The following is a 15,956-nucleotide window of genomic DNA, read 5'->3' on the forward strand; positions in this document are numbered from 1 at the left end:
GTGGGTCTTAGGTTTGACCGCTCATCCCATTTTCAGGATCACAGCAAGTCGAAGAATAGCCGCAACTGTTAGTCCATCCGTAATCTTACCTTCAAGAACCATTTGATAGGCTTCCTGAAAGGGTAATTTCCAGATTTCGAGGTCTTCAGTTTCATCAAATTCAGTTTCTCCCTCGGTTAGATTCTGGGCGAGAAAGGCATAGCCCAATTCATCAGTCACAGAATTGGAAGTATGAATCTTTAAAAATTCGGTCCACTTATTTGCACTGAGTCCTGTCTCCTCCTTGAGCTCCCTTTTGGCTGACTCCAACTTATCAATACCTAATGGACCACCTCCCATTGGAATCTCCCAGGAATACTCGTCCAGCGCATATCGCCATTGACCAACAAGCCAGGTATTCATGTCTTCATCCAGAGGAACAATGCCAATAGCCAGATTTTTAAAATGGAGCTTTCCGTACATGCTGATCCCACCACCCGGATTAATCACCTTATCCTCATCCAGTCTGATCCATGGGTTTTCATAGATGAGTTTACCACTCTTTTTGACCCAGGGATTCTTCTTACTCATCTTTATTCCTTTTCTTCTCAACAATGAAACGCAACACCATCATCAAGACAACTATCGAAAGAATAATCCATGGAGCCACACGATGAATTTCCTGAATCCCCGTTCCTCCTTCTTCCTTCAGTACGAAGTACATCATTACCCCAATGCCAAAATAAAGCAGGTATCTATAAGCCTTTACATTCATAGGACTGTAAACCTAATCATTCCAAACATTATCAAAATAATTTCCAATTCAATATGCTTTTTAGACTCCCATTTTCGCGAGGCAGGGATAAGCATTAACTTCGCGCTGAAATCCAAATTCCCATGACTTTAGAACAGGAAATTAAGAAGCGTCGAACCTTTGGCATTATTGCTCACCCGGATGCGGGTAAAACCACACTTACCGAAAAACTTCTGCTTTTCGGAGGTGCGATACAAACTGCCGGTGCCGTCAAATCGAACAAAATCGATATGGGTACACGCTCCGACTGGATGGATATAGAGAAGCAACGTGGCATTTCCGTGGCTACATCTGTTATGGGATTTGAATACAAAGATCTTAAGATCAACATCCTGGATACTCCTGGTCACGAAGATTTTGCAGAAGACACTTACAGGACACTTACTGCGGTCGATAGTGTGATCATGGTCATTGACTGTGTGAAGGGGGTTGAGCAGCAAACCGAAAAACTAATGGCGGTTTGTCGTATGAGAAATACACCAGTAATCTGCTTCATCAATAAGCTTGACCGTGAGGGTCGAGATGCTTTTGACCTGTTGGATGAAATCGAAGAAAAGCTGGGTATCAAAGTCCGTCCGATGAGCTGGCCGATCGGGATGGGTAAATCCCTGAGGGGGGTTTATAATATGTATGAGAACAACCTCAACCTATATGAGCCTAACAAAACAAAAAAGGTCACCGATGTGGTGGAGATTAAGGGGATTAATGACCCTGAAATCGAAAAGCACCTGCCGGAATCAGCGGTAGCCACTTTAAGAGAAGAGGTGGAACTTGTAAATGGTGTATATGATGAGTTGGATGTAGATGCTTACAAGAATGGAGATGTGGCTCCGGTTTTCTTCGGTAGTGCCGTTAATAACTTCGGAATACGTGAACTGTTGGATTGTTTCATTGATCTGGCTCCCGCCCCAAAAGCACGTGAAACAGAAGAAAGAAAAATTGAGCCTACCGAAAGTAAGTTTACCGGCTTCATATTCAAAATCCATGCAAACATGGATCCGAAGCACCGAAACCGTATTGCCTTCGCAAGGGTCTGTTCGGGAAGGTTCCTGAGAGGCAGCAATTACTTTCACGTAAGGCAAAACAAAAACTTCAGATTCTCTAATGCGACAGCCTTTATGGCCCAGCAAAAAGAGACCATTGATGAGGCTTTCCCAGGAGATATCGTGGGGCTCTATGATACCGGAAATCTTAAAATTGGCGATACCCTTACCGAAGGAGAGAAAGGACTCTACAAAGGGATCCCAAGTTTCTCACCGGAACTTTTCAAAGAAGTCACCAACCTGGACGCCATGAAGTCCAAGCAATTGGAAAAAGGACTGGATCAGCTAATGGATGAGGGTGTAGCCCAGCTCTTCACCTATGAGATGGGTAGTCGAAAAGTGGTAGGTACTGTCGGTGCTCTTCAATTTGAAGTACTTCAACACCGCCTGCTGAACGAATACAATGCCAAAGCACGATTTGATTCGGTCAATATCTACAAAGCCTGCTGGATAAGTGCGGCGGATTCAGACAAGCTGGATGCATTCGTCAAAGACAAGTACCGTCATATAGCCAAAGACAAAGAAGGTAAACTAGTTTTCATGGCTGAAAGCAAGGCATGGTTGCAGATGGTTCAGGAAAACTTTCCGGACATTGACTTCCATTACATCAGCGAGTTTTAAAGCAATACAAACACCAAACATCCAACATTTGGATCACTGTTGTAATACCTTGATCATAAAGCGAAATAGACGCATTTGTTGGTATTACGTTCTGACTTAATTTACATCACCATGAAAGACCCAAAAGTACTTTTCGAAGACAACCACCTTTTGATCATCAATAAGCCATCAGGCTGGTTGGTGCAAGGTGACAAAACGGGAGACCGTACACTTACCGATTGGGCCAAAGTTTATGTCAAGCGAAAGTATGACAAACCGGGAGATGTATTTCTTCATCCAACTCACAGACTGGATCGGCCGGTGAGCGGGGTGATCGTTTTTGCGCGTACCTCCAAAGCGCTAGAGCGAATGAACAAGCTTTTCAGAGACGACGATGTACAAAAAGTTTATCTGGCTATAGTTAAGGACAAGCCAGCAGAGACGGAAGAAACACTGGTTCATTACATAGAAAAGGATTCGAAAAAAAATACGGTAAGGGCCTTCACTCGGGCAAAAGCTAACGCCAAAAGGGCTGAACTCACTTACGATGTGGTAGCCATTGGAGACAGTCACTCTCTCCTCCGAGTGAAACCTAAAACCGGACGACCTCACCAAATCAGAGTACAGCTTTCAAAAATCAATTGTCCCATAAAAGGTGATTTGAGATACGGGTATCCTAAAGCAAATCCTGACAAAAGCATTAGCTTGCACGCATTCCAGATTAATTTTACTCACCCCGTAAAACAAGAACCAGTAAAAATCACTTGTAAACCTGAATGGCCTGACTACAGCAGCTTCGTGAATGAGTTGGATTAAAAAACTACAGCAAAGATGGAACCTCAAAAACACCACACAAGTCATACTGGTTTTGGTGGTCTTTGCCTGTACGGGTTTTACAGTCATGTTTCTCAAAAAACCGATAGTCGACTTATTCACATCGGATAGTGATCAAAACTTCTGGTTTTCAGTTATCTACTACCTGTTGATATTACCAGTATATAATGTGGTGCTCCTTTTCTACGGACTAATATTTGGCCAGTTCCGCTTCTTCTGGGAGTTTGAAAAAAAGATGTTTAGCAGATTCAAAAGAAAGCAAAATGATCCTGAGCAGGAATGATGCGATCTCACAAATCAATACCCTCGCGCCTAAAAAAAGGCCCTTTTTCTTCTTTACAGATTTTTTAGGCACAAAAGCCTGGATTGCGCCTTCAGACCAAATTGATCCTGAAAAATTATCATTTGACTTTGATGAGGCTGACTCAAAAATCAGTACTCCTGCATTCGACTTTTCAAAGAAACCCGCCGATTTCATCACCTTTAAAAAAAGCTTTGACCAGGTGGTCAGACAAATCAACATCGGTAATTCTTTCCTGGTTAACCTGACCTTCAAAACACCTATTTTCACGGACCTCTCTCTGAAAGACATCTACCGGATCAGCCGTGCAAAATATAAGGTCTTATTTGAGGATCGGTTTGTGGTCTTCTCGCCTGAAACCTTTGTAAAAATCATAGACGGAAAAATTTATTCTTATCCAATGAAGGGCACTATTGATGCCTCTCTACCCAACGCCAAAGAGAAGTTGCTCGATGACCCTAAGGAACTGGCAGAGCACGTAACCATTACCGATCTGATACGAAATGATTTAAGCCAGGTGGCGGAGCAGGTCAATGTGAACAAATTTCGATTTGTTACCGAGGTGAACACCCATGAAAAGAAGCTCTTGCAAGTCAGCTCAGAGATCGAAGGAACCTTGCCTGAAGATTACCTGCAGCATCTGGGAACTATCCTCTTCAAGTTGCTCCCGGCAGGCTCCATTTCAGGAGCTCCGAAACCAAAAACAGTAGAAATCATTCAAAGTGCAGAAACCTATGACAGGGGGTATTATACAGGGGTTTGTGGGTATTTTGACGGAAAAAATCTGAACTCCGGTGTGATGATCAGATTTATTGAAAAAGAAGATGGAAATTTGTACTATAAAAGCGGAGGTGGAATAACTTCGTTCTCCCAGGCTGACAAGGAATATCAGGAATTTATTGATAAAGTCTATGTCCCGATTCATTGAAAGTGTTTGCTTCAAGAAAGCCAACTATCAACTTTTGGATTTTCATCAAAGGCGAATCAATCTGACCTTTAAAAAGCATTTCCCTCTTTACATTCCTTTCAATCTTGAATCACATCTTCCCCAACTGGATTTTGAGGAAACTTACAAGGTTCGCGTACTGTACGACAATGAGTCCATTGATGTCGAGTTTGCAGAATATCGCCCCAGGCCGATCAAATCCCTTCGCATGGTGGAAGATGACGACATCGATTATGCTTATAAATCCGAAAATCGAAAGGCTTTAGAAGTACTTTATGAAGATCGTGGAACTGCCGATGATATCGTTATCATCAAGAAAAACAGGATTACCGATGGGAGCTACTTCAACCTGGCATTCTGGGATGGAGAAACCTGGGTGACCCCAAAAACACCATTGCTCAATGGGGTTAAAAGACAGTTCTATTTAAGTCATGGCGTCATAAGAGAATCCTTCATAGCCCCTTCAGATCTTAACTATTTTTCGAAGGTGAGCCTGATCAATTCCATGTTGGACCTCGAAGACGTAGAGGTAGACATTTCCGATATCTCCTAAAACAAAAAAAGCTGTCTTGCGACAGCCCTTTATATTTATTTTGAAGTCCTGATTGATCAGGAATCCTTTTTCTTTCCTGAGCTTTTCTTACCTGTTCCCGCAATAGATTCTCTCATATCCGTATCCGCCTGAATGTTCTGGAATTTATAGTAGTCCATTACACCAAGGTTTCCGCTTCTGAAGGCTTCTGCCAATGCTTTAGGTATCTCCGCCTCCGCAAGGATCACCTTCGCCCGGGCTTCTTGCGCTTTCGCAACCATTTCTTGTTCCTCCGCCACAGCCATGGCTCTTCTTTCCTCAGCTTTCGCCTCGGCCACCTTCAAGTCGGCAGATGCCTGATCAGTCTGAAGTTTCGCACCGATGTTGGCTCCTACATCCACATCTGCAATATCGATTGACAGGATCTCAAATGCAGTACCCGCATCCAGTCCTCTTTGAAGTACAAGTTTTGAAATTTTATCTGGGTTCTCAAGAACATCTTTGTGAGAATTCGCAGAACCAATAGAAGTCACAATACCCTCACCCACTCTGGCCAGAATGGTGTCTTCCCCGGCACCTCCAACTAATTGCTGGATGTTAGCTCTTACCGTCACTCTCGCCTTGGCAATCAACTGAATTCCATCTGCTGCAACCGCAGCAACCGATGGGGTATTGATCACCTTCGGATTAACCGAAATTTGAACCGCCTCAAAAACGTCTCTACCTGCCAAGTCAATCGCAGTAGCTTGTTTGAAGGTCAAATTGATATTTGCCTTATCTGCAGATATCAAGGCCTTGATCACCTGGGGAACATTTCCTCCCGCCAGATAATGAGTTTCAAGCTCTTGTGTTTTGAGTGGTCTGTTCGGACCATCAACTACCTCCTGAAGCGTAAGACCCGCTTTAGTCGCTGTGATTAGAGAGTTAACAATTATTGACGGTGGCACCTTCCTAATCCTCATAAACATCAGCTCGAACAAACCGACCCGCACATTCGAGAATTGGGCAGTGATCCACAAATTTACCGGAATAAAATACAGCAGCACAAAAAGGCCAATGATACCGGCAAAGAGGAAAATTAACATGGGCAACATTTCCATTATTTTTAATTAATTGGTTCTACAAAAATTTTGTTGGATTCAATCCTAACGATTTTTACAGGTGTCTCTTCAGTGATGAAACTTCCTTTACTCCTAACCTCCACATCACCTAATTCAAAACGGGCCTTCCCAACAGGCTTAGCTGAAGAGACCATCACGCCTTCATCCCCTACATTAAGCTCCACTTTTTGATCTTCATTGGTTCGCCCCGCATTTACTTCTTTGAGCGAAAACTTCTGCCACGCTCCAGATTTAAGTGCATACAGGATGATACCAAACCCTATCAATGAAGCTCCGGCCAATACCACACTTCCTGTGGTTTGACCAAAATAATCATATCCTAAATAGATGCCGTAGCCTGAGATCAAAAATCCTAGAATCCCCACCACAGTGGTTCCGGGTATGAACACCACCTCCACCACAATGAGGGCAATCCCAAATACTATTAAACCGATGACGGTCAACCAGTCCATTAGTAAGCTTTAGCAAACAGCACGCGCTGCTTTGAAGGTTTTCCCGAATAAATACATTTACCTTCTTCGGGACTGGAATTTAACGGAATGCAACGAATTGTTGCTTTGGTTTCTGTTTTAATTTTTTCTTCTGTTTCTGAAGTACCATCCCAGTGTGCATAAATAAACCCAGGCCTGGTCTCCAGAATTTCCTTAAACTCCTCGTAAGTATCCACCGTATGGGTATTCTCGTTCCTGAAAGTGGCCGCTTTTTCAAAAATGCTTTTCTGCATCACGTCAAGCAACGACCCTATATGGTCAACCACAGCATCTCGATTGACAGTTTGCTTTTCTTTGGTATCCCTTCTAGCCACCTCCACGGTACCATTCTCCATATCTCTTGGCCCAATGGCAATCCTTACAGGAACGCCCTTTAGTTCATATTCTGCAAATTTCCATCCGGGCTTATGGGTGTCGCGATCATCAAATTGCACACTGATGCCTTTCGCTTTCAATCCGTCTATGATTTCTTTGGCCGCTTCAGAAATATTAGCTAATTCTTCATCACGCTTATAAATCGGCACAATGACCACCTGTGTTGGGGCTAAGTTCGGCGGAAGCACCAAACCCTGATCATCTGAATGCGCCATAATTAAGGCTCCCATTAAACGTGTGCTCACTCCCCATGAAGTTCCCCAGACAAACTCTTCTTTTCCTTCCTTCGTTGCAAACTTCACATCAAATGCCTTGGCAAAGTTCTGACCAAGGAAATGAGAGGTCCCGGCCTGCAATGCACGGCCATCCTGCATCATTGCTTCAATACAATAGGTCTCTACCGCCCCGGCAAATCTTTCATTTTCCGTTTTTGTTCCCTTGATCACAGGCACAGCCATGAAATTTTCTACAAAGTCACCATAGACTTCAAGCATTTGCTCAGTTTCCTTGATAGCTTCATCCTTGGTAGCATGAGCTGTGTGGCCCTCCTGCCAAAGGAATTCTGCTGTTCTGAGAAACAGGCGGGTTCTCATCTCCCATCTCACCACGTTTGCCCATTGATTGATCAACAATGGCAAGTCTCTGTAGGACTGGATCCAGTTTTTGTATGAGTCCCAAATCACCGTTTCAGATGTTGGCCTCACAATCAGCTCCTCTTCCAACTTAGCCTCCGGATCAACCGTCACGCCACCATTTTCTTCGTCATTTTTTAAACGATAGTGTGTTACCACTGCACATTCCTTTGCAAAACCCTCTACGTGATCCGCTTCCTTACTAAAAAAGGATTTAGGGATAAAAAGCGGAAAATAGGCGTTCGAATGCCCCGTATCCTTAAACATTTTATCAAGGGTCTGCTGCATCTTTTCCCATATCGCAAAACCATAGGGTTTTATCACCATACAGCCTCTTACGGGCGAATTTTCAGCTAATCCTGCCCGCTTTACCAACTCATTGTACCATAGTGAATAATCTTCCGATCGACTTGGGAGTCCCTTGCTCATGTTTAAAAATCTTTTTTGGTATAGTAATTGCTACTTTTATATTAGCCAAAAGCCGGTGGCAAATATAACTTGACTAAGTTGAATCTTTTGACCCGGCAAGATGTAATATCAATAAAGGAAGATGCCATGAAAGCTATCAAAAAATTATCCCAAGTATTTGTCGGCTCTTTGATGCTATTTGTTGTATTCGGTGCCACTGCACAGGAATATGATGATATGTATTTCAACTCTAACGACAGGCAAAAGATCAAAAGGGCATCTACTGATGAAAAAGATGATGCACAGACTACCTATGAGTCATACACGAACAATAACTATTCGGATAATTATTCGGCTCACCAGGTAAACCCTGAATACATCGCCAGATATAAGTCGGGTACCGACGCTTCTTCCTACAATCCTGATGACACACTAGAATATTACGAAGATGGCACTCCATCAGCTTCAAATATTTCCTATTCCTACTACCCGGAAGAGTATAGCAATACACAGACAAATAACGACCCTAATGGCACGACCATAATCAATAACAACTATTACACTAATGGCTACGCACAAACCAGGTGGAATAATAACTGGGGTTATAATGGTTGGAATGACCCCTACTGGGGCTGGAACGACCCTTACTGGGGTTGGAATTCCGGTTTTTCGGTTTCACTTGGTTGGGGGAACCCTTATCGCATGAACTCATGGTGTAATCCATGGGGTTATAACTACTATTCTTCATGGTATGATCCCTACTGGGGAGGATGGGGTTGGAATAGCCCGTATTATTCTTACTATGGCTACGGATACAATAACTGGGGAAGATACAATTACGCTTACAACAGCGGCTTCTATAACGGGCTTTATTATAGCGGTTATAATGGTGGTTATTATTATGGTGATTCTGGAAATAGCAGAACAGTAGTGCAAGGAGCAAGATATTCACGTGGTGGAGCCACTACGAACAGGTCAACAAGTACTGCAAATCTGGACAGACCCTCAAGGTCTTCTACGGCAAGCAACAGCACCGCTGTCTCATCTGCTAATAGTCGGGATTATTCCAGAACTCAAAATGAATACTACAGCAGGTCCAGAACCTCTGTATCATCAACGAGCACTAATCGTAAAACCTCCTACCGAACTACCAGTTCAGGTTCTACGAGTGAAACGGGCTATACTACCAGACCAAACACTACGCGCAGTTCTGGTAATGGAACGGTAAGAAGTTCAAGCAATTCTTCTCATAATACGAGTCGATATAAAGGCAACACTGGAAACCAATCTTACAAATCAGGGAATTCCAATTATGGAAGGACCTATAAGGCAAACAGTAACAGCAATAGAAGCTACAGTAGCGGAAGCTCAAATTCTTCAAACTATAACCGAGGATCATCAAGTTCCGGCTCTTCAAACTACAATAGAGGCTCTTCCTCAAGTTCGGGTAGCAGTAGCAGCTACAGCCGAGGTTCCTCAGGTGGTGGCAGTAGATCATCCTCTTCGGGATCAAGCTACAGCTCAGGATCAAGAAGTTCATCCTCCTCAGGAGGAAGAAGCTCCGGTAGCAGTTCAGGAGGTCGTAGCTCAAGTAGCAGTTCTTCATCCAGACGTGGTGGCAGATAATCGGGTTATTAACTTTTAAGACTTAGGACTATGAAATCGCTTAGTATAATATTAATAGGAGGACTAGCTCTGTTCGGACTAAAAGGTTTTGGTCAACCATACGGTTACTATCAAGATGCACTACGCTTCAGTCAGACCAACCCTTTTGGTTCCACAGCACGAATTCAGGCCTTAGGGGGTTCACAAATCGCTCTGGGTGGAGACATCAGCTCCGCCGGATCAAATCCCGCTGGTTTGGGTTTCTTTAACAGAAGTGTCTTCTCGTTTACCCCAACAGTAACTTTTCACAACTCAGATGGAAACTATGGTGGTGAAATCATTCCAAGCTACCAGCCCAACTTCAATCTTCCAAATTTTGGAATTGTATTAAACCATACGATCGGTGACATTCCGGAGGATAAGTTCAAGGGAGGCTCTTTTGCGATTTCTTTTACCCGGATTAATGATTTCAATCAGGTATCCAATTATGGAGGATATAGCCCTCAAAGCTCTATCGTAGATGCCTTTCTATCTAACTCAGGCACCATCGCACCTGGAAATCTGTCGGAAATGGAATATGCTGCATATTATACATATTTAACTGACCCGTTTTATGATGGCGGTGGCAACCTTACGGAATATCAAACATACGTTGGTGTTGAACCTTATCAAACAGAAAAAATCATTACTTCCGGCGGACAGAATCAACTTAATTTTTCCTGGGGAGGCAACTACAATGACAAGGTCTATTTTGGAGCGGGACTAGGAGTGCAGACTTTGAACTTCAAAAGAAGCCGATATTATTATGAAGATGATTTCATCTACTATGTGGATGGCACCGCTTACGATGATGATCGAATTAATTCACTCTATTTGAGTGATGAATACACCATCAATGGAGCAGGGATCAATGGTACGTTTGGTTTAATCCTAAGACCAATTTCAGTACTTACGATGGGTATTTCCTATACTACCCCAACTTATTTGGCACTTAGAGACGAGTCCAGTTTTATCATGGATGTTGACTGGAACAATTTCGCCTATGATGACAGCACTATATTAGATCAGGAAAGTTATGTGAGCGATATTACTGTAAGTGACTACAACCTGCGCACACCGTCCAAATTAAGTGTAGGTGCTGCATTCTTTCTTGGAAAGCTTGGGTTTATCACCGGGGACGTCGAGTATGTGGATTATTCTTCTGCGCAATTCCAATCCAATACTCCAGAGTTAAATATGAATGCGGATAATCAAGAAATTATTAATCTATATAGAAATACGCTGAACTACCGCCTGGGCGCTGAGGTAAGAATGGACATCTTCCGTTTCCGTGCGGGATATGCTTACACCGCCGATCCGTATCGTGATGCTGAGTTTGATCGGTCAAGACAAAACTTAACATTGGGTGTGGGGATCAGAAAAAAGAATTTCTATACCGATCTGGCTGTGGTAAACACCTTGTATAAAGACATCTACTCACCATATTATTTGCCGGATAACAGTCAACCACAGGTGCAGTTCGACAATCAAAACACCGCTATATCAGCTACAGTAGGATTTACGTTCTAATCAAAAATGAGACTAGTAGGCCTATTAATTCTCGGGATTGTTTTCTTGAGCTCCTCGTGCAAAGAAGAGAATGCAGATATTAAAGAGGTTCCTGATTGCATCAACGCGCTCATTGAAGAAATAAAAGCTGAGCCGGTGTGGAATCCTCCAGCTAAGGTTTATCAGTACCAATTTGAAGGAGAAACTGTTTATTTCGTGCCGCAAAGATGTTGCGACATTCCAGGTACTCTTTACAATGAATCCTGTCAAGCAATCTGCGCCCCTGACGGAGGATTAACCGGAGGTGGAGATGGCAAATGCCCTAATTTCTTTGACGACAGTACTAACGAAAAATTGATCTGGGAGGATAATCGATCGGAATAAGACATCAAAACTTTGATGCAATTTCTGCCATGACCTTGTCGGCCTCTCTATGGGCAATCGTGATGTTCGCCTGCTCATAAATCGGACCTCGAACCTCAAGTAACTTGTCTACCTTTTCGGCTACATTATTTTGAAGTAGCGGTCGATGAGATTTTGCAGACAAGCGCTCGATCAACACAGCGCGTTCCTGGGTTAAGTAGATAGTCACCCCGTGAGCATTCATTACCTCAATTCCATCATGAAAGCACGGAGCTCCCCCTCCTGTAGCTAATATGAATCCTTCTTTGTTATTGAACCCAGAAAGACACCCGGCCTCGACTTCACGAAAGTAATCCTCCCCTTTTGTCTCAAAAATTTCGGTAATCTCACACCCTTCCTTCTCCTCAATGATATGGTCAAGGTCGTAAAAAGGAAGCCCCGTTTCCTCTGCCAGTATTTTTCCAAAATAAGACTTACCTGTACCTGGAAGTCCAATCAGGTAGATTCTGTTCCGTGATTTCAATTCAATAGCTCTTTGATTTCTGCAATATCAGGCACGTCATTATAATGCCATTTCCCAAGCACCGTACCATTGGACAATAATAGAATAGCAGGATTAGATCTGGCCATAGTCTTTAGGACGGTTGCGTCGGCATAGTAGTAAGGCACGGCTAATTGTACCTCATGCCTAAAGGGTTCAAAAATATCGTAACCAGAAGCAGTCAATACCCAGGGCTTTACATTTCCCAATGATCCAACCAGTTCATTGATCTCATCAAAATGATCCACATTCGCCTTCTCCGCACTATAGATGACAATGAGCAGCTTGTCGCCAAGCATAAGTTCTTCCGTATACTCGCCCTCATCTGTCCAGACACTCAAATCAGTAATTTTCGGTTGTGCATCCGGATTCACCAGATTCATAGCCTTGAAAGTATATTCTGATCCTGTCGGGTAGGTCTCCAGAGCATATTCCTTCCCGTCCTTTTCCATAATGTACTCATAAACCAACGGCTCGGATGGCTCCATCAGGCTTGGCAGATGGTTCCCTATAGCGTAGGCCCTAAAATCAATGACAGGAAGATGACGGATGCAGTAGATGGCAAACAACACAAAGAACAACGTTGCCCCCCCAACTTTCATCCACTGAAACCAGGAAGAAAAATGAGATTGATAGCTACCTCGATTAATAAATATCAAAATGATCAATGCTAGTAAAATGATGTCCTTGGTAAATGACTCCCAGGGGGTCAATTTGATCGCATCTCCAAAGCAACCGCAATCTGTCACTTTATTGAAGTAGGCGGAATAAAAGGTCAGAAAGGTGAAAAACACAATAAGACCAAGAAGCGCCCAGGCAGTGACTCTCATTTGAAAACCCAGGATCAGTGCTACCCCAAGTACAATCTCCAACACACTGAGCACCACAGAAAGAAATAAGGCAGCAGGTACAAACCATTCAAAAAACGGTGCGAAATCATAGGCAAACACATCAAAATATTCTTCCAGTTTGATGGCCGTTCCCACCGGGTCATTAACCTTAATCAATCCGGAAAAAATAAATAATGCTCCTACCAGATACCTGGCTGCTTCATAGATGTACTTCATTGTATGTTATTTTTCCTCGCCGAGTTTAATCAAACAAAAGACTGAATAGTTGATGATATCCTGATAATTGGCATCCACTCCCTCAGATATGAGTGTTTTACCCTGATTGTCTTCTATTTGTTTCACACGAAAAAGCTTCATAAGAATAATATCCGTCATAGAGCTAACGCGCATATCTCTCCAGGCCTCGCCATAGTCATGATTTTTATTGGTAAGTAGCTCCAAAGTGTTTTTTGCTGCTTCATCGTACTTTGGCCCAACAAATTCATAAGGCAACTCCATAGGATCCGTATCTGTCAGTTGCATTTGCACCAGCGCAATCAGGCAATAGTTGATAATACCGTAAAACTCCGATTCGATATTTTCATCAATCTTTTGTGTTCCCTTTTCCTGGATGGACCGGATCCGTTGAGCCTTAATAAAAATCTGATCTGTCATGGACGGCAATCGGAGCACCCTCCAGGCTGTCCCATAATCTTTCGTCTTTTTCTCAAAAATCTCCTTGCACTGCCCTACTATCTTTTGGTATTGCTCGATCGTTTCGCTTTTCAATTTGTGAATTCGTTAATATTGGATCAGATTAATTTTCAAACAAATCTAACACAATTGGATATTCAAAAAACCATCAATGTTCGAGGTTCTCTGATCGACTTATCCACTCCCAGGATCATGGGTATTATTAACATTACCCCCGACTCCTTTTATCGTGAAAGCCGAAAATCAGAAATAAAAAGCATCCTGACCCAGGCGGAAAAGATGCTTTCCGAGGGAGCCACCTTTATCGACATCGGTGGATACTCTTCACGACCGGGAGCCACCGACATACCGACTGAAGAGGAAATTGAAAGAATCGCACACCCCATCTATGAAATCAAACGTGAATTTCCCGAGCTAATCATTTCGGTCGATACCTTTAGAAGTAACGTTGCGAAGGCTGCCGTAGATCTTGGGGCGGAAATCATCAACGACATCTCGGGAGGTGATCTGGATGAGAAAATGTTCGAAACCACGGCCAAACTGCAAGTTCCTTATATCATGATGCATATGCGCGGTACACCGCAGACGATGAAGGAACTGACTACTTATGATGATTTGTTAAAAGAAATAGCGGATTCCTTCGTTAGGAAAATCAGCACACTTAAAAAACTGGGATTAAAGGATATCATCATTGATCCGGGATTTGGGTTTGCCAAGAGCATCAGTCAAAATTTTGAACTGCTTGCCCAAATGGATTACTTGCTTCAGGTTGGTCACCCGGTTTTAGCTGGTTTATCTCGAAAATCCATGATTTATAAATCACTGAATATTGATCCATCAGAAGCATTGAATGGTACAACTGTATTAAATACAGTAGCTTTGCTTGGAGGTGCATCTATACTCAGGGTTCACGATGTGAAAGAAGCCTCTGAGGCTATTCAGCTCATCAAATTATTAAGGGATTGATTTTAGGTTTTAACATAGGGTTTTTGGAATTGAAATGGGTAGATATCCTGGATATCCTACTCGTATCAGTATTACTCTATCAGGTTTATAATCTAATGAAAGGGAGCGTGGCCTTTAAGGTATTTTCCGGCTTCCTGATCCTTTATCTCACTTACCTGGTGGTTAATGCTGCCAAAATGGAACTCCTAAGTAACATCCTTGGACAGTTTATGGGTGTTGGAGTATTGGCAGTAATCATCCTCTTCCAGCAAGAGATTAGAAAATTCTTGCTGCTGGTCGGACGTACCAGTCTCTTCAATGAAGGAAGCCTCATTGAAAATTTCAAATCCATGTGGGGCGCCAATGGCAAATACAATAAGGTGGATGTCACTCCACTAATCGATGCTTGTAAAACCTTAGGTGGATCTAATACCGGTGCGCTGATAGTCATCTCCAAAAATTCGGAACTCAAGTTTTATGTAGAATCCGGAGACCGACTGAATGCCATCATTTCAAAACGTCTATTACTCGCGATCTTCAACAAATACAGTCCTCTTCACGATGGCGCTGTGATTGTGTATAATAACATGATCGTCGCAGCGAGATGTATTCTACCCGTTACTGAAAGAGAAGTTCCTGCCATGTACGGCCTCAGACACCGTGCAGCGATTGGGATGTCTGAAAGCACAGACACACTGGTAGTGGTGGTTTCCGAAGAGACCGGACAACTCTCAGTAATGCGCAATGGCGAATCGTTTCATAACCTGTCTGCGCAGGAGCTCAGAAAAAAAATTACCGAATATCTTGCTGAGGAAGACTCCAAAAAAGCTGTTCCAGCGTCCGATGCGCTTCAGAAAGCGAAGGAATCATCCAGTTCTAACAAGCAAGTACCCAAAGAAACCAAGTCTAAAGAACCGACTACACCAAAGTCCAGGGAAAAGCAGGCCAGTTGATTAAAGCTTAGGGCGAGGCTTCATTTTAGGTTTTGCTGCCGCTGGTTTTGAAGAAGTTTTAGTTTCTTCAGTTTGAGCCTGAATAGGATATTTTCGTCGCAGTTTATTGATCGAGAAGAGCTTTTGAGCTGTAAAACTATTCGGGTGCATTTGCATAAACTCCTTTTCGAAGCTTTTATACAATTCACCTTCACCCTGTTCAAAGGATTTTGAACTGATTTTTTTACTCTCTAAATATTCACCGAATTCCATAGGGTAAAATTAACGTCATAAAACACATAAACATCACCTGATCAGAGCCAAATAAAAACCAAGGCAATTCTTTGATCAGAAAATAACCTTTCAAAACAGGTCTGGTAAGCACTCATATTTGACCAATTA

19 protein-coding genes are annotated in these 15,956 nt (G+C 42.9%); 10 read left to right on the plus strand and 9 right to left on the minus strand.

The genetic code is table 11. The features are described from left to right. Window positions 1-21: 21 nt before the first annotated feature. Together NXR94_RS14805 and NXR94_RS14810 are read right to left on the minus strand one after the other, a co-directional pair. Window positions 22-570 carry an NUDIX hydrolase gene (locus tag NXR94_RS14805; RefSeq protein WP_258105437.1) on the minus strand — a complete coding sequence of 183 codons (549 nt, stop codon included), beginning with the start codon at window positions 568-570 and terminating at the stop codon, window positions 22-24. Continuing rightward, window positions 563-754, minus strand: a complete 192-nt coding sequence (locus tag NXR94_RS14810) for a hypothetical protein (RefSeq protein WP_258105438.1) — start codon at window positions 752-754, stop codon at window positions 563-565. The genes NXR94_RS14805 and NXR94_RS14810 overlap by 8 nt, the downstream gene beginning before the upstream one ends. Window positions 755-876: 122 nt before the next feature. Here NXR94_RS14810 and NXR94_RS14815 point away from each other — a divergent pair, with 122 nt between their 5' ends. From NXR94_RS14815 to NXR94_RS14835, 5 genes are all read left to right on the plus strand, one after another. Continuing rightward, window positions 877-2,457, plus strand: a complete 1,581-nt coding sequence (locus tag NXR94_RS14815) for a peptide chain release factor 3 (protein ID WP_258105439.1) — start codon at window positions 877-879, stop codon at window positions 2,455-2,457. A 111-nt stretch (window positions 2,458-2,568) separates the two neighbouring features. Then, entirely contained in the window at window positions 2,569-3,252 is a 684-nt protein-coding gene (locus tag NXR94_RS14820) for an RluA family pseudouridine synthase (RefSeq protein ID WP_258105440.1), read from the plus strand. After that, window positions 3,239-3,553 (plus strand): DUF6787 family protein, encoded by a 315-nt coding sequence (locus tag NXR94_RS14825; protein WP_258105441.1) that lies wholly within the window; start codon window positions 3,239-3,241, stop codon window positions 3,551-3,553. The genes NXR94_RS14820 and NXR94_RS14825 overlap by 14 nt, the downstream gene beginning before the upstream one ends. Further along, entirely contained in the window at window positions 3,534-4,499 is a 966-nt protein-coding gene (locus NXR94_RS14830; protein WP_258105442.1) for an aminodeoxychorismate synthase component I, read from the plus strand. Before NXR94_RS14825 ends, NXR94_RS14830 begins: the two co-directional genes overlap by 20 nt. Then, window positions 4,483-5,070: an aminotransferase class IV gene (locus NXR94_RS14835; protein WP_258105443.1), complete on the plus strand. Its 588-nt coding sequence runs from the start codon at window positions 4,483-4,485 to the stop codon at window positions 5,068-5,070. Before NXR94_RS14830 ends, NXR94_RS14835 begins: the two co-directional genes overlap by 17 nt. A gap of 56 nt (window positions 5,071-5,126) precedes the next feature. Here NXR94_RS14835 and floA read toward each other — a convergent pair whose 3' ends face one another. From floA to proS, 3 genes are read right to left on the minus strand one after another with little or no spacing between them, the layout of a single operon-like run. Continuing rightward, entirely contained in the window at window positions 5,127-6,143 is a 1,017-nt protein-coding gene (gene floA / locus NXR94_RS14840) for a flotillin-like protein FloA (RefSeq protein ID WP_258105444.1), read from the minus strand. A gap of 11 nt (window positions 6,144-6,154) precedes the next feature. After that, on the minus strand, window positions 6,155-6,622 hold the full coding sequence (locus tag NXR94_RS14845; RefSeq protein ID WP_258105445.1) for an NfeD family protein: 468 nt from the start codon (window positions 6,620-6,622) through the stop codon (window positions 6,155-6,157). Next, window positions 6,622-8,097 (minus strand): proline--tRNA ligase, encoded by a 1,476-nt coding sequence (proS, locus tag NXR94_RS14850; RefSeq protein ID WP_258105446.1) that lies wholly within the window; start codon window positions 8,095-8,097, stop codon window positions 6,622-6,624. Before proS ends, NXR94_RS14845 begins: the two co-directional genes overlap by 1 nt. A gap of 126 nt (window positions 8,098-8,223) precedes the next feature. Here proS and NXR94_RS14855 point away from each other — a divergent pair, with 126 nt between their 5' ends. Genes NXR94_RS14855 through NXR94_RS14865 form a run of 3 tightly spaced genes read left to right on the plus strand, consistent with a single transcriptional unit; the run spans window position 8,224 to window position 11,613 of the window. Next, a complete protein-coding gene (locus NXR94_RS14855) occupies window positions 8,224-9,702 on the plus strand; it encodes a hypothetical protein (protein ID WP_258105447.1) in 1,479 nt (492 codons plus the stop codon). 30 nt (window positions 9,703-9,732) lie between these two features. Continuing rightward, a complete protein-coding gene (locus NXR94_RS14860; RefSeq protein WP_258105448.1) occupies window positions 9,733-11,250 on the plus strand; it encodes an OmpP1/FadL family transporter in 1,518 nt (505 codons plus the stop codon). A gap of 6 nt (window positions 11,251-11,256) precedes the next feature. After that, a complete protein-coding gene (locus NXR94_RS14865) occupies window positions 11,257-11,613 on the plus strand; it encodes a DUF6970 domain-containing protein (RefSeq protein ID WP_258105449.1) in 357 nt (118 codons plus the stop codon). A 4-nt stretch (window positions 11,614-11,617) separates the two neighbouring features. Here the strand turns inward: NXR94_RS14865 and NXR94_RS14870 are convergent, their stop codons facing one another. The 3 genes from NXR94_RS14870 to NXR94_RS14880 are packed head-to-tail and all read right to left on the minus strand — an operon-like array spanning window position 11,618 to window position 13,752. Further along, complete coding sequence (locus tag NXR94_RS14870) at window positions 11,618-12,115, minus strand: shikimate kinase (RefSeq protein ID WP_258105450.1); 498 nt, start codon at window positions 12,113-12,115, stop codon at window positions 11,618-11,620. After that, on the minus strand, window positions 12,112-13,200 hold the full coding sequence (locus NXR94_RS14875) for a BT_3928 family protein (RefSeq protein WP_258105451.1): 1,089 nt from the start codon (window positions 13,198-13,200) through the stop codon (window positions 12,112-12,114). The genes NXR94_RS14870 and NXR94_RS14875 overlap by 4 nt, the downstream gene beginning before the upstream one ends. Before the next feature lie 6 nt (window positions 13,201-13,206). Beyond that, entirely contained in the window at window positions 13,207-13,752 is a 546-nt protein-coding gene (locus NXR94_RS14880; protein WP_258105452.1) for a DUF1599 domain-containing protein, read from the minus strand. A 54-nt stretch (window positions 13,753-13,806) separates the two neighbouring features. Between NXR94_RS14880 and folP the strand changes: the two genes are divergently transcribed. Together folP and cdaA are read left to right on the plus strand one after the other, a co-directional pair. After that, complete coding sequence (gene folP / locus NXR94_RS14885; RefSeq protein ID WP_308706278.1) at window positions 13,807-14,643, plus strand: dihydropteroate synthase; 837 nt, start codon at window positions 13,807-13,809, stop codon at window positions 14,641-14,643. Continuing rightward, entirely contained in the window at window positions 14,640-15,575 is a 936-nt protein-coding gene (cdaA, locus tag NXR94_RS14890) for a diadenylate cyclase CdaA (protein WP_258105453.1), read from the plus strand. Before folP ends, cdaA begins: the two co-directional genes overlap by 4 nt. Here the strand turns inward: cdaA and NXR94_RS14895 are convergent, their stop codons facing one another. Continuing rightward, a complete protein-coding gene (locus NXR94_RS14895; RefSeq protein WP_258105454.1) occupies window positions 15,576-15,827 on the minus strand; it encodes a hypothetical protein in 252 nt (83 codons plus the stop codon). Between the last annotated feature and the right edge of the window lie 129 nt (window positions 15,828-15,956).

The organism is Marinoscillum sp. MHG1-6 (genome assembly GCF_024714475.1).
Lineage (GTDB): Bacteria > Bacteroidota > Bacteroidia > Cytophagales > Cyclobacteriaceae > JAMZMI01.